This window comes from Sulfurivermis sp. (genome assembly GCF_059410345.1).
The window spans coordinates 1-13,697 of sequence record NZ_JBLJDO010000017.1 but is presented as its reverse complement, the minus strand read 5'-3'; the positions used below and the strand labels follow the sequence as shown (position 1 = coordinate 13,697).

Here is a 13,697-nt window from a genome sequence, read left to right as displayed (position 1 = left end):
CGCCATGTCTTGCAACGCGCGACGTGCAACCTGTGACTACTCTTCATGTGTCACCCGCAGCACCTCTTCCAGTGCGGTGTCGCCGGCAAGGACGCGGCGCAGGCCGTCGTCGCGGATGCTGGCGGTGTGTCTGCGCGCGTGGGTCTCCAGGGCATGCTCGCCGGCGCCGTCGTGGATCAGGCCGCGCAACTCGCGATCCACCACCACCAGTTCATAGATGCCGGTGCGGCCGATGTAGCCGCTGCGGTTGCACTTGGGGCAGCCGACCGGATGGTACAGGGTCGGGGCCTGTTCGGCGGGGACGCCGAGCAGTGCGCAGTCGGCGGCGTTGGCCTGGTAGGCCTCCTTGCAGTGCGGGCAGAGCAGGCGCACCAGGCGCTGAGCCAGCACGCCGAGCAGGGTGGAGGAGAGCAGGAACGGTTCCACGCCCATGTCGCGCAGGCGGGTGACGGCACCGACGGCGGTGTTGGTGTGCAGGGTGGACAGCACCAGATGGCCGGTGAGCGAGGACTGCACGGCGATCTGCACGGTTTCCAGATCACGGATTTCGCCCACCATCACCACGTCCGGGTCCTGGCGCAGGATCGCGCGCAGGCCGCGGGCGAAGGTCATGTCCACCTTGGTGTTCACCTGGGTCTGGCCGATGCCGTCGAGGAAATATTCGATGGGATCCTCCACCGTCATGATGTTGCGGTGGCGATCGTTGAGACGGGTGAGCGCCGCATACAGCGTGGTGGTCTTGCCGGAGCCGGTGGGGCCGGTGACCAGGAAGATGCCGTGCGGCTCGTGGATCAGTTGATCGATCTGCCGGCGCGTCTGTTCGGCCATGCCCAGATGAGTGAGGTCGAGACGGCCCGCCTGTTTGTCCAGCAGGCGCAGCACCACGCGCTCACCATGGCCCGAGGGCAGGGTGGAGACGCGCACGTCGACGGCGCGGCCGGCGACGCGCAGCGAGATGCGACCGTCCTGTGGCAGGCGCTTTTCGGCGATGTCCAGCTTGGCCATCACCTTGATGCGCGACACCAGCAGCGGCGCCAGATTGCGTTTGGGCTCCAGCACTTCGCGCAGCACGCCATCGACGCGGAAGCGCACAGCAAGGCGGTGCTCGAACGGTTCGATGTGGATATCGGAGGCGTTCTCGCGCACCGCCTCGGTGAGCAGGGCGTTGATCAGGCGGATGATGGGCGCGTCGTCCTCGCTCTCCAGCAGGTCTTCCGGTTCCGGCAGACTCTGGGCCAGGCGATCCAGGTCCATCTCCTCGTCCATGTCTTCCATGGCCTGCATCGCGCCGCTGCTGGAGCGCTCATAGCATTGCCGCAGCAGGCCTTCGAAGGCGGCGTTTTCCAGCTTCTCCAGCGGCACCGGGCAGGCGGCGACGCGGCGTGCCTCCAGCAGGGACTGGGCGTCGGCGCCGTCACGGTAATACAGACGCAGCGCGCCGTCCGCGCTGGGGAACAGCAGCACGCCGGCACGCTTGACCCAGGCGTAGGGCAGGCGCGGCGCGGCGTCTTCCGCCGCAGGCGTGGGATCAGCCGGGATGGTCGGCGGCATGGGGTTGTTCCGGTACGGTGACGGGTGCATCGGGGTCGAACGGCGGCGGCAGCGCCAGGAAGTCGTTCCACTCGGGCAACAGCGGTGCGCTGTCGTTGGACATAAGTTTCACGCCGCGTTCACGCACCGCCAATTGCTGGTTGCGCATGTAGTTGTACTTGTCGCCGACGATGGCGAGGCTGTCGCGCTCGCTGCGCAGGATGGTGGGATGGATGAACACCATCAGGTTGCGCTTCACCAGGGTGGTCTTCTTGTAGCTGAACAGATAGCCGAGGATGGGGATGTCGCCCAGTCCCGGCACTTTCTGATCGTTCTGCACCTGCTGATCGTCGATGAGACCGCCCAGCACCAGCACCTGGCCGCTGTCCACCAGCACCGAGGTCTTGATGGCGCGCTTGTTGGTGACGATGTCGGCGGCGCCGGTGGTGGCGGAGCTGATGCTGGACACCTCCTGCGCGATCTCCATGCGCACCGTGTCACCTTCGTTGATCTGCGGCTTGATCTTGAGGCTGAGGCCAACGTCCTGACGCGAGATGGTCTGGAAGGGATTGGTCGGTGTCGAGCCGCCGGTGCCGGTGCTGGTGTAGGAGCCGGTGATGAAGGGAACGTTCTGGCCCACCACGATCTCCGCCTCTTCGTTGTCCAGGGTCACCAGGCTGGGGGTGGAGAGGATGTTGGTGTTGACGTCGCCGGATAGGGCGCGCAGCAGGGCGCCGATGCGCGTGCCACCCGAGCTGGCGGTATCACCGACGACGGCGAGCAGGCCATCGCCTACCTTGGGCGGCGTCGCCGCCAGATTGGTCAGGCCGGAACCGGAACCGGCGAAGTTGACGATACCCACCGGGGCGTTCTTGGCGGAGCCGTCGAAGGCCCACTGTACGCCCAGCTCGCGCGCCTTTTCATCGGTGACCTCGGCGATCACCGCCTCGACGAAGACCTGGGCGCGGCGGATGTCGAGACGGCGGATCACCTGTTCCAGGTTGCCCATGATGTCGGGCGGCGCGCTGATCACCAGGGCATTGACGGCTTCGTCGGCCTGGATGTTGAGCGCCTCGCCGGTCTTGTCGGGGGTAGCGGTGCCGCTTGCCTTCTTGGTCATGCCGCCGGCGATGCCGGTAAGCACCGGCGCCAGCTCCTTGGCCTTGGCGTAGCGCAGATAGATCACCTGGGTGTTGCCGCTGCGCTCCATGGGTGTATCGAGATGGGCGATGAGGGTGCGCAGGCGCAGGCGGCTGCCGCGATCGCCGGACAGCAGCACGCTGTTGGTGCGCAGATCAGCCCCCAGTTTCGGGGTCTCGCCCGGCTGCTGCGCCGCCTTGGCGGCGTCGGTGATGAGCGAGGAGAGGATGCGCACCACCTCTTCCGCCGAGGCGTGTTGCAGCTTGATGAATTCGATCTCCGAATCGCCGGACAGGTCGATGCGGCGGATGAGCTGGATCAGGCGCTCCAGATTGACGGCCGTGGACGAGGCGATGAGTACGTTGCTGCCGGGATAGGCGGCGAGGTGCGCCTCCTGCGGCAGCAGCGGGCGCAGGATCGGCACCAGTTGCGCGGCGGCGACGTTCTCCACCTGAATGACGCGGGTGACATATTGATCACCACGCCCCGGCCGCTGTTCGTCGGCGTTGGGGATGGGGTTCTGCTTGGCGGTCACCTCGGGCACGATCTTGATTACGTTCTTGTCGGGAACGGCGGCGAAGCCGTGCACGTTGAGCACCGACAGAAACACCTGATACACCTCGTCGGCGGCCAGCGGCCGGGTGGAGACGATGGTGACCTTGCCCTTGACGCGCGGGTCGATGATGAAATTACGGCCGGTGATCTCCGCCACCGTGCTGATCACCGAGCTGATGTCGGCGTCCTTCAGATTCAGGGTGACGGTTTCTTCGGCGGCACCGGCCAGGTGCGGCGCTGCGAGCAGCACACAGGCGAACGCCGCATGGCGCAGCGGGCGGGGAGTATGGCGCAGGAGGGTGAGCAAGGGTGTGTTCCTCAATTCAGGTCCAGGCTGATGTCTTCGCGCACGCCGCTGGGGCGTTCCACGGACAGCCGCAGGGAGGAGGCGGAGGACAGTTGCGCATTCAGGGCGGCGAACTGTGCCGGGTCGGTGACCGGGATACCGTTGACGGCGGTGACGACGTCGTTGGCGGTGAGTCCTGCGGCGTTGAACAGCTCCAGAAAACGGCGCGGGCGGATGCGGTAGCCGCGCAACTGGCCGCCCTGCATCACCGGTTGCAGCTCGGCGAGGTTGAGCAGTTCCTGCGGGTTGTTCTTGATCGATTCGCGCAGATCGCGCAACTGGCTGCCCATGGCCGGCGTCAGGCCCGCGCCGCCCGATGTAGCGGCGGCGGGCGCGGACAGCTCCAGCCGTTCCTTGGGCAGGCGCAGGGTTTCATAGCGCCCGGAACGCTCCAACACCACGCGGTCGGGCAGGATGTCGTGCACCACGGCGCCGCCACCCAGTTTGCCGCCGATGCGGTAGGGCCGTTCATTGCCGGCGCCCTCGGCGATGATGGCGAAGGCCGATTCCTTGCGCGCGGCGGCGAACAGGCCGCGCAGGGTGAGGTTGAGCGAGGTCTCCGGGGCGTTGATTTGGGCCGCGGTCGGCTGCGGCGTGGCTTGCAGCGCGCCGAACAGGTGCATTGCGGCCACGGCATCGAGCCGGGGAGTGGTGCCGGCAGAGGCGGCCTTGGCGGCGGCCAGCGGGGCCGGGGGCAGCTCCGGGGCCGGCACCAGCCGCCAGGTGAGCTGGGCCAGACTGCTGCCGAGCGCCACCACCAGCAGCGCCGTGGTCCAGCGCGCTGCCGCCGCTGCATCGGGACGCCATGCAGCCAGGGATGTGGGCACAGAAATCCGTTTCACCATGGGCTCGGGGCAAGGGTAGGGCCGCAGTCTGCGGCAGTAGGGTGTCGGGGGATTCTAGCGGTTAAATGCCTCATGGCTCAATGTCGGCAGGATTCAGGCTCCCAAGCCTGATCCATGCGTGTCACACCCAGAAGGACCGACGATTAGCATGTTGATCATCCTTCCATCGCTCCCAAGCCTGATCCATGCGTGTCACACCCAGAAGGGATGCTCCTGGTTCAGGAACTCATCCACCGTCAGGTAATGCGAGCCGTCGCAGGAGAAGGTGAGGCCGACGATGCCGTTCATGACATTGAGTGAGCCCGAGCGCAGGTAGATATTTTCGTCCGATTCGCGCAGGGCACGGAATTTTTCCAGCACCGGGCGGATTCTTGCTGCCGGCACCTTGGCGTTGCGCGGGTAGGGGCGGCTCGGGTAGGCCAGCCAGATCTCCGGGTCGAGCATTTCCTCCACGGCGTGGAAGCGGTAACTGTAGGGATCGTCGAATACCCAGAAGATGGCACGTGAGCTGGAGAAATGCAGGATCACGTGATAGATGCCGTGGGTGCGCATCAGGCCATCGAGGGTATCCACCACGTCGTCGATGCGCTGATCGAGCCGACTCTTGCTGCGACGCTGCTCGAACACCGATGCGCGGATCGCCGGGTCGCCCTTGTACTGGGTCCAGGTGGTGCCGGTGAAGGCGCTTTGCGGCAGCGGTATGGCGTCCAGCTCGAATTCCGCCACCAGAAAACCGAGCAGCATGTCATTGCCGGTCACCGCCTGAATGGCGGCAATGCTGCGCTTCATGGTGTCGTCATCGAGAAACACCGAGGTCAGCGTCATGCCGCGAAATGGCAGGTTGCCCGCATCGTAGGGTTGTTCGCTGAAGCGCCGGTGGCGGCGGTGCTCCTCGTACTGTTCGGCAGTGACGCCGGCGGAGAGCTGGCGCGTGTCGGCGTCGCACACGTACAGGCGCCGTGCATGGGGCACGCTGCCTATCTGCGTGCGTAGCAACGTGTCCAGGGCGGCGGCAGCGGGCCACACGGCGGCACATTGCGCCGCCAGCGCTGCCAGCGGCGCCTCCAGCATGCGCGTCAGCTCGGCCTTTTTATAGAGGATGGCTTGTTTGAACCACATTTCTTGACGGTGAGTTTCCAGTTTCGGCGTTCAGTGTATCTCTTCTACGTTACAGCACGCCGCTACCGGTGCCGCATTGTGGCTGTCTGGCACCTGCCAACCCATCTGTGCAAACAGCGTTGCCACCTCCGGCGGCAGCGGCGCGCGTAGGGCGACGGTTTCATTACGGTAGGGGTGGACGAAGCAAAGTTCCGTTGCCATCAGCAACAGACGGTCGATGCCGAACTGATCGCGAAACAGACGGTTGTGACGCCCCTCGCCGTAGGTGGTATCGCCGACGAGCGGGTGAAAGATATGGGCGAAGTGTTTGCGTATCTGGTGCATGCGGCCGGTTTCCGGCCGCGCCTCCACCAGGGAATAGCGTGCCTTGGGATAGCGGCCGATGGGGATGTCCAGCTCCACCGTGGCGAGGCGGCGGTAATGGGTCACCGCCTGCTGCGCCTCCTTGTGTTTTTCCTCGCGCAGCGCATGGTCGATGGTGCCGTTCTCATCGGTCCAGCCACGCACCACGGCGAGGTAGCGCTTTTCCACCTGGCGCGATTCGAACACCGCGCACATGGCGCGCGCGGCCTCCGAGCTGAGCGCGAACAGCAGCACGCCGGAGGTGGGCCGATCGAGGCGGTGGATGATGAACACGTGCTGGCCGAGCTGGTCACGCAGGCGCTGCATGGCGTATTCGGCCTCTTCGGCGATGCGGGTGCGGTGCACCAGCATGCCGGCGGGCTTGTCGATGGCGACGTAGTGTTCGTCCTGGTAGAGGATGGTGAGCGGCTGCATGGGGGCACTTTACCAGTGCCCCCGGCGGCGGCAAGCCTTTATTGCGGTGTGGAGGCTTGCTGCTCTGTGGAGGCGCCTCGCTGTGGCGTCATGTAGGGCAAGCGGGCGACGAGCTGTGTGCCGCGGCTGCGCAGCCGCCGCAGCCAGACGGGTTGCGGCAGCGGCAGCGCGGTGCTGAGCGAGACCAGACCGGCGGCCAGGTAAGGCAGTGATTGCACGGCAAGGATCGCCAGCCACAACGCGGCTTCGCCGTTCTCCACACCGTAGCGGGTGGCCACGCCGCTGGCGAGCAGGAGCAGGCCGCCGAATACGATCAACTCCTCCCGCGCCTGCAGCAGGGCGCGTACCCAGGCCGTTTTCTCCGCGGCCTTGGGGGTGCGCAGGAAGGGTTGGCTGGAGGTGAACACACCCTGGATGATGGCGCGCGCCACGGTGTGGGTCAGGCTCATGCCGGCCAGCGCCGCACCGAGGGTCTGACGCCAGGTGCAGGGAACGCGGGCGCGATACAGCCACAGCGAGTGCAGCAGCTTGAAACCGAACAGCGCCAGCACCGGCAACAGGAACTCCGCCAGTGGAAAGGCGAAATACTGCGGCAACAGAATCAGGCCCAGGCTCCACAGCAGCGCCGCGCCGGTGAAGATCAGGTGCAGTGCATCGGCAAACCAGGGCAGCCAGCCCATGGCGAAGTGGTAGCGCTGCGCCAGCGTCAGTGGATTGTTGTCCCACGGCAACAGCGAACGCCAATGGGTCTTGAGGATCTGCACGGCACCGTAGGCCCAGCGGAAGCGCTGACCCTTGTAGCCGGCAAAGGTGTGGGGGGTGAGGCCGCGGCCGAAGGGGTGGTTGACATAGACCGCATCAAAGCCGGCCTTGAACATGCGCAGGCCGAGTTCCGCGTCCTCACAGATGCACCACTCCGGCCAGCCCTGTTGTTCTATGAGGGCGCTACGGCGCACCAGGGTCATGGTGCCATGCTGGATGATGGCGTTGCGCTCGTTGCGGTGCACCATGCCGATATGGAAGAAGCCGGCATACTCCCAGTTGATGATCTCCTCGAAGGGCTTGTCGTCCCAGTCGCGGTGATCCTGCGGCGCCTGGACGATGGCCACCTTGGCGTCGGCGAAGTAGGGCACCATGGTCTTGAGCCAGTAGGGCTGCACCACATAATCGGCGTCGATGACGCCCACCACTTCGGCGCGCGCGTCGGTTTCGCGCAGGGCGAAGTTGAGCGCGCCGGCCTTGAAGCCCGGCCACTTGCCCAGCGAGTAGAAACGGAAACGGGCGCCCAGTTTTTCGCAGTGCGCCTGTACCGGTTGCCATAGCGCCGGGTCGGTGGTGTTGTTGTCCACCACGATGACCTCAAACTCCGGATAGTCGAGTTGCGCCAGCGAGTCGAGGGTTTCGATCACCAGTGCCGGCGGCTCGTTGCAGATGGCGAGGTGCAGCGACACCATGGGCAGCGGCTGTCCCGGCGTCGGTTCCTGCGGGCGGAAGCCGCGGCGCAGGCCGCGCTGCCACAGCAGTTCCACCAGCTCCAGGCTGTTGATCAGCACCACTGCAAGCAGTGCCAGCTGCGCCGGGATGAGCAGCGCCCATAGCAGGGTCTCGGTCCAGTCCAGGCCGCGGGTGTAGGGCAGTGCCAGTGTCCACACCAGCAGGGTGACGCAGAACTGCACTACGAAGGCGAAGAACAGGCGGCCGCGGCGCCGCAGCGTCTGCCAGCGGCGCAGGAACCACAGCATGGGAACCAGCGCCAGCAGCATGGACAGTCCCGCCTGCCAGGGCCAGCTTGGGTTCTTCCATACCGCGCCGGTGAGCGGCAGTTTCATGTCGCGCTCGACATTCCACAATCCCCAATGCGGTCCCACGCTGCCTTCCTCGGCACGTTTCCAGGGCTGGTCGAAGGCCTCCATCACGAAATAGTCGATGTGGTGCTCATGGGCGGCGTTGAAGAACTGGCGCAGGAACTGCGCCTCATGGGTGAGTGAGGGTTGTGCCGACTTGAGTGCGTGCCCGGCGCTGGGCCAGCCCACCTCGGCGATCAGTACCGGCTTGTTCGGAAAGGCACGGGTCAGCTGCTGATAGCGGTGCAGCACGTAATTGACGGCGTCGTCGGCCGGCACGCCTTCCCAGTAAGGCAGGATGTGCGCGGCGATGAAATCCACTTCCTCCGCCAGCTCCGGATGGTCCAGCCAGATGTGCCAGGGTTCGGCGGTGCTGATGGGCAGTTGCACCTGGCGCCGCACCTGACGCAGGTAGGCGGCCAGCTCCACCACCTCCAGATCGCCGCGCAGCAGGCTTTCATTGCCGACGATGAGACGGTCGATGTTGCGGTAGGTGCGCGCATTGCGGATCAGGTTGAGCAGTTCCTCGGCGTTGCGCTCGTGGCGTTGGTCGAGCCATGCGCCGGCGGTGACGGTGAGGCCATGTTTGTGCGCCAGTGCAGGGATGCGCTCCATGCCGTTGAGCGAGGAATAGGTACGGATACGCTTGACATGCCCCGCCACCAGGTGCAGATCGGCGTCGATGGCGTCGGCGTCGGGATGGCGCTCGTGACGCGGATCATCCCCGCTGCGGTAGGGATTGAACGACACGCCGCTGACGGCGCCGTTCCAGCCCACCGGCGTCTCCGGCTGGTTGAATGCGGCCCAAAGGCCAAGATTCACACTGATCACGGTCAGCGCGATGGCGACAACGGTACGGGGGAACTTCATTGCTGCAGAACCTGCATCAACCGGACGGGGCCGGCAACAGGAAGGGGGATGACCTCACCGGAAAACAGCCCGGGATCGGCGCGGGATTCTAGGCCTGCCGCGGTTCCCTGTCGATGGGGGGGCGAAACAATATTTTTCATGCCGCTGCCTGCTGCGTCCTTGCCGAGGGAGTGGCGATGGTAAGGCAAGCGGCGTTGGGAAAACGTAACCGGGGTCACAGGGTGACCCGCCTCAAGGAGCGGCTACTGCGGAAGCGGCGTCAATGCAGCTTGATCTGCGGATTAACCGCCCGGCGCAGGAAATGGGCCAGGGTGAGCAGGGCGGTGCGGGTCCAGCCGTGCAGGGCCACCTGATGCATCTTGTACAGCGACAGATACACCACGCGGGCAATGAAGCCGGTGACCATCAGGCTGCCGCTGAGGCCGCCCATCAGGCTGCCCACGGTGCTGTATTTGCCCAGCGTGACCAGCGAGCCGTAGTCGGTGTAGCGGTAGGTGGGCAGGGGCTTGCCCTTGAGCTGGCGCACGATGGACTTGGCCACCAGGCTGGCCATCTGGTGGGCCGCCTGGGCGCGTGGCGGCACGGTATCGCCGGCCGCATTCATGGCGCAGGCGGCGCAGTCGCCGATGGCGTAGATGTGGTCGTCGCGCGTGGTTTGCAGCGTCGGGCGCACCACCAGCTGATGGATGCGGTTGGTCTCCAGTCCGGCGATGTCCTGCAGGAAGTCCGGCGCCTTGATGCCGGCGGCCCAGACGCGGAACGCCGCCGGGATGAAGTGGCCGGTGGCGGTGCGGATGCCCTCGTGAGTTACCTCCACCACCCGTTCGTTGGTGTGCACCACCACGCCCAGGCGCGCCAGGTCGGCGGTGGCGGCGGCGGAGAGCCTGGGCGGCAGCGCCGGCAGGATGCGTGGTGAGGCCTCGATGACGTGCAGTTTGATATGCCGCTCCGGGTCGATGGTGTCGAGGCCGAAGGCGGAGAGCTGACGGGTGACGTGGTGCAGCTGCGCCGCCAGTTCCACGCCGGTGGCGCCGGCGCCGACGATGGCCACATCGAGCTGGCCCGGGCGCACCGGTTCGCCCTGGGTGTGGGCGCGCAGCATGCAGTCGAGCAGGCGGCGCTGGAAGCGTTCGGCCTGGGCGGTGGTGTCGAGGAACAGGCAGTGTTCCTTCACGCCGGGGATGCCGAAGTCGTTGGACAGGGAGCCGACGGCGAGGACCAGGGTGTCGTAGCGGAAGCGCCGCTCGGGGACGATGACGTGGCCGTCGTCATTGAGCGTGGCGGCGAGCAGCACCTCCTGCTTTGCGCGGTCCAGCCCTACCATGCGTCCGAGGCGGAAGCGGAAGTGGTGCCAGCGCGCCTGCGCCAGATATTCCAGCTCGTCTTCGTGGGAGTCCAGCGTGCCGGCGGCCACCTCGTGCAGCAGTGGTTTCCACACATGGGTGCGGCTGGTGTCGATGAGGGTGATGTCGGCCTTCTTGCGTCGGCCCAGCGTGTTGCCCAGGGCGGTGACCAGTTCCAGGCCGCCGGCGCCGCCGCCGACCACGATGATTTGCGGGCGTTCACTCATGAGCGTTTCCCTTCTTTGCACAGGCGCAAAGTATGTCAAAAAGTGCAACAAAAAACCGTGGTCGCAATGACGAGGCTTATAGAGGGGCGTGGCGGAAGAACAGGCACAACTGCTGGTACACCGCCGGATAGGCGGCGCGCAGTTGCGCGGGGATCTCGAAAAATGCCTCGCAGGCCACGGCGAAGAATTCCTCCGGCGCGTCGGCGGCGTAAGGGTCGAGCGGTGTCTGTGCGCCGGCCTCGTCGCGTTGCACCATGTCGTCAAAGGCGGCACTGAAGGCGGCGTTCCAGTCGGCATGGCTCATGCCGCGCTGCAGCGGCGGGTGGCCGTTGGCGTCGCCGTTCTGCATGTCCAGCTTGTGGGCGATTTCGTGCACCACCAGGTTGAAGCCATGGCCCTGACCGCTGGTCTCGATCTCGTGCCAGGCCAGCACCACCGGTCCCTGCTGCCAGGACTCGCCGTCCAGTTCGCGCCGCTCGCGGTGCATCACGCCGAACTCGTCCTCCCATTCGTGCTCCTGCACGAAGGTGTCCGGGTAGACCACGATCTCGTGCCAGTTGCCGTACCAATCCAGGTCCAGGCCGAGCAGGGGCAGGGCGGCGAGCGCGGCGATGCGCACGCACATGGCGGCGTCGGGCTCCAGCCCGCCGGCGCCGCTGATGGTCTTCGTGGCGAGCAGCAGGGTGGCCTGCTCGCGCAGGCGGACCTGTTCCGCCGGGGCGAGCGCGGTAACGACGGGCAGGCGGCTGAGCGCCGCCTGCCACAGTGCGTCGGGGATGGGGTGGCGCGCCAGCGTGCGCCGGCGCCGCCAGTCACGCAGGCTCCACATCGTGGTGGAGTCAGGCCGCCTGGTTTTCGCGCGGCTTGCGCTCGTTGCCCTCGTTGACCTTGAGCTCGCGGCCGTGGAAGTCCTTGCCGTCCAGGGCCTTGATGGCGGCGAGGGCGCCGTTGGCCTCCATCTCCACGAAGCCGAAGCCGCGCGGGCGGCGCGTCATGCGGTCGGTCATGATGCGCACCGAGCGCACCACGCCGTACTGGCCGAACAGCTGCTCCAGGTCTTCCTTGGAGGCGCGATAGGCCAGATTGCCGACGAAGATGGAGCGGGTTTCGCCGCTGTCCGCGGCGCGTACCGGGCCGCTTTCGGCGCGCAGGCCGGCGAGGGGCACGGCAAGCATGGCGCCCACGGCGATGCCCAGGGCAAACAGCGCGGCGCCGCTCATCTCCAGCGCCAGGAGGGGAAACAGGATGAAACCGATGACCGCCAGCACCACGGCGAGGACCAGGGCAGTGCCATAGGCGGAAGGATGTGGAAAATGAAGCTTCATGGTGTCGATTACCTTTTTGTAGTGGTTATGGCAAAGACCGGCCGTGCCCGGTGGGGTCGTGTTTCCTGGAGAAAATTGCGGTGCGCCGTTGTTATTGGGTTTCCGAGGACGCTATCGCATGGCCGGGAGCCGCAACGCCGGTGTGGGCGGCGGCGACTCCCGGCCATTCTCCAACGACGGCGCGCCGGATTCAACGCATCATTTGTGCTGGCGCAATAAGCCTGCGATTTGTGGGGTCGGTGGGCATGGCCGTTATACTGCGGCCCTGCACAGGACCGGGCCATGACTGAAAACAAGCAACTGCTGATGATCGTCGAACTGGGTGGCTATCCCGACTTCACGCCCCTGTACCGGGCGCTGGGTTACGCGGTGGAGGTGGTGACCTCAGGGCGCAAGGCGATCAGCTATCTGAAGACGCACCGGCCGGCGGCGGTGGTGGCGGAGTTCAATTACATGCCGGATTTTCGTGACCGCACCGGCTGGCTGGAATCGGTGCTGGCCACCCTGCAGCACATGCCGGAGACGCGCATGGTGGTGTTCTACCAACCGGAGGAGCAGGAGCCGTTCAACCGGTTGTGCCAGCGCTTCACCCACTTCACGGCCTTGCCGCAGCCCATCGATGCGACAGCGCTGGAGGCGGCGCTGCGCTGACGCCGGTCAATCGCGTGGCAGCAGGGCGCGGCGCAGCTCCGCGCTGTTCTTGTGGATGCTGTGACAGCGGCCGCAGGCGTAGGCGCCGAGGGTGCCGAGGGCCTCGTCGGTGCCCTTGCGGTTGTTCTGCTGCAGTTCCTTGTCCAGTGTCGTGAGCGCCTGCTGGATGGCGGGGCCGAAGATGCGTTCGCGCGGCGCCTCATCCTTGTGGCAGGCGCCGCAGCTGTTGGACAGATCCTTCACGCCGGCGATGAACGACCGGCCGGCCGTCTGGGCCACGCCGTGTCGCCCATCCTCCTGCGCGATCTTCACCCGGTTCATCAATGTGCCCAGCCGCTCCATGTGTTGCGGGTAGGGCAGTTCTTCCATAGTGTCGCTGTTTTCCACCGTGATGTCCCGGTAGTCGGGCATGCGGTAGACCAGCGTGACGATGGCGCGGTTTTCGTTGTGGCAGGAGCGGCAGGTGGTGCCGAGGCGTTGCAGGGCGCGGGTCATGCCGTCGCTGTCGCCCTGGCGGGCCGCGGCCACCAGTCTGTCGGCCTGCGCCTCTTCGATCTCGTCCTGCCACTCCGGCACCATCGCGGCCAGGCGCTTGTAGTCCTGGGCGAAGCGTTCGGCCCAGCGTGCGGCCAGCTTGCTGTCGCCCAGGGCGTTGTATTCGCCTACCGCCTGCATGGAGCGGCGCAGGGAGAACATGGTGTGCAGCCACACCTGGCGCTGATTGGCCGGCGGGTACCATTGCGCGAGGGAATCGGGGGGCAGCGGCAGGGTGCGGCTGGTGTCCTGCGCGAGCGCAAGGCCGCTCATCAGCACCAGCAACAACATGAAGTGCAATTTATGCATGACCACCTCCCGAGCTTGGCAGCATTTGCCGTCAGCGCGGCAGATACACAATCATCACGGCGCAGAACAAGGTGACGATGATGACGAAGATCAGGAAGCGACGCTGGCGGCGCGGATTTTCGCCCTGCTGCTGGAAATGCGACGGCGCGCCGCAGTGGGGGCAGTCGGCGCTCTCGGCGGGCACGTCGCCGCCGCAGTACAGGCACTTGACCTGATCCTGGCGGCTCATTGCATGTCGTCCTCGTCGAATTGCAGGCCGAGCCCCTGGTTCTCGACGCGCAC

12 protein-coding genes are annotated in these 13,697 nt (G+C 66.1%); 1 reads left to right on the top strand and 11 read right to left on the bottom strand.

The features are described 5' to 3' along the window. Nucleotides 1-36 precede the first annotated feature (36 nt). The 9 genes from gspE to ACMV8A_RS12175 form a co-directional block, all read right to left on the bottom strand. Nucleotides 37-1,551 (bottom strand): type II secretion system ATPase GspE, encoded by a 1,515-nt coding sequence (gspE, locus tag ACMV8A_RS12215; RefSeq protein ID WP_495326109.1) that lies wholly within the window; start codon nucleotides 1,549-1,551, stop codon nucleotides 37-39. Next, the gene (gspD, locus tag ACMV8A_RS12210; RefSeq protein WP_495326107.1) at nucleotides 1,529-3,532 is read right to left on the bottom strand and encodes a type II secretion system secretin GspD; all 2,004 of its coding nucleotides are present in this window, start codon (nucleotides 3,530-3,532) and stop codon (nucleotides 1,529-1,531) included. The genes gspE and gspD overlap by 23 nt, the downstream gene beginning before the upstream one ends. A gap of 11 nt (nucleotides 3,533-3,543) precedes the next feature. After that, entirely contained in the window at nucleotides 3,544-4,398 is an 855-nt protein-coding gene (gene gspC, locus ACMV8A_RS12205) for a type II secretion system protein GspC (RefSeq protein WP_495326106.1), read from the bottom strand. 210 nt (nucleotides 4,399-4,608) lie between these two features. Continuing rightward, nucleotides 4,609-5,535 (bottom strand): PDC sensor domain-containing protein, encoded by a 927-nt coding sequence (locus tag ACMV8A_RS12200; RefSeq protein ID WP_495326104.1) that lies wholly within the window; start codon nucleotides 5,533-5,535, stop codon nucleotides 4,609-4,611. A gap of 30 nt (nucleotides 5,536-5,565) precedes the next feature. Then, nucleotides 5,566-6,312 carry a pseudouridine synthase gene (locus ACMV8A_RS12195; protein ID WP_495326103.1) on the bottom strand — a complete coding sequence of 249 codons (747 nt, stop codon included), beginning with the start codon at nucleotides 6,310-6,312 and terminating at the stop codon, nucleotides 5,566-5,568. A 38-nt stretch (nucleotides 6,313-6,350) separates the two neighbouring features. After that, nucleotides 6,351-9,026 (bottom strand): glycosyltransferase, encoded by a 2,676-nt coding sequence (locus tag ACMV8A_RS12190; protein WP_495326102.1) that lies wholly within the window; start codon nucleotides 9,024-9,026, stop codon nucleotides 6,351-6,353. A gap of 259 nt (nucleotides 9,027-9,285) precedes the next feature. Next, complete coding sequence (locus ACMV8A_RS12185; RefSeq protein ID WP_495326101.1) at nucleotides 9,286-10,596, bottom strand: NAD(P)/FAD-dependent oxidoreductase; 1,311 nt, start codon at nucleotides 10,594-10,596, stop codon at nucleotides 9,286-9,288. A gap of 76 nt (nucleotides 10,597-10,672) precedes the next feature. Next, nucleotides 10,673-11,425 carry a M90 family metallopeptidase gene (locus ACMV8A_RS12180; RefSeq protein WP_495326099.1) on the bottom strand — a complete coding sequence of 251 codons (753 nt, stop codon included), beginning with the start codon at nucleotides 11,423-11,425 and terminating at the stop codon, nucleotides 10,673-10,675. A gap of 10 nt (nucleotides 11,426-11,435) precedes the next feature. Next, nucleotides 11,436-11,921: an RNA recognition motif domain-containing protein gene (locus tag ACMV8A_RS12175; protein ID WP_495326098.1), complete on the bottom strand. Its 486-nt coding sequence runs from the start codon at nucleotides 11,919-11,921 to the stop codon at nucleotides 11,436-11,438. A 282-nt stretch (nucleotides 11,922-12,203) separates the two neighbouring features. Between ACMV8A_RS12175 and ACMV8A_RS12170 the strand changes: the two genes are divergently transcribed. Continuing rightward, a complete protein-coding gene (locus tag ACMV8A_RS12170; RefSeq protein ID WP_495326097.1) occupies nucleotides 12,204-12,572 on the top strand; it encodes a response regulator in 369 nt (122 codons plus the stop codon). 6 nt (nucleotides 12,573-12,578) lie between these two features. Here ACMV8A_RS12170 and ACMV8A_RS12165 read toward each other — a convergent pair whose 3' ends face one another. Both ACMV8A_RS12165 and ACMV8A_RS12160 read right to left on the bottom strand, forming a co-directional pair. Next, entirely contained in the window at nucleotides 12,579-13,415 is an 837-nt protein-coding gene (locus ACMV8A_RS12165; RefSeq protein ID WP_495326096.1) for a hypothetical protein, read from the bottom strand. Nucleotides 13,416-13,446: 31 nt separating this feature from the next. After that, nucleotides 13,447-13,644: a hypothetical protein gene (locus ACMV8A_RS12160; RefSeq protein ID WP_495326095.1), complete on the bottom strand. Its 198-nt coding sequence runs from the start codon at nucleotides 13,642-13,644 to the stop codon at nucleotides 13,447-13,449. Between the last annotated feature and the right edge of the window lie 53 nt (nucleotides 13,645-13,697).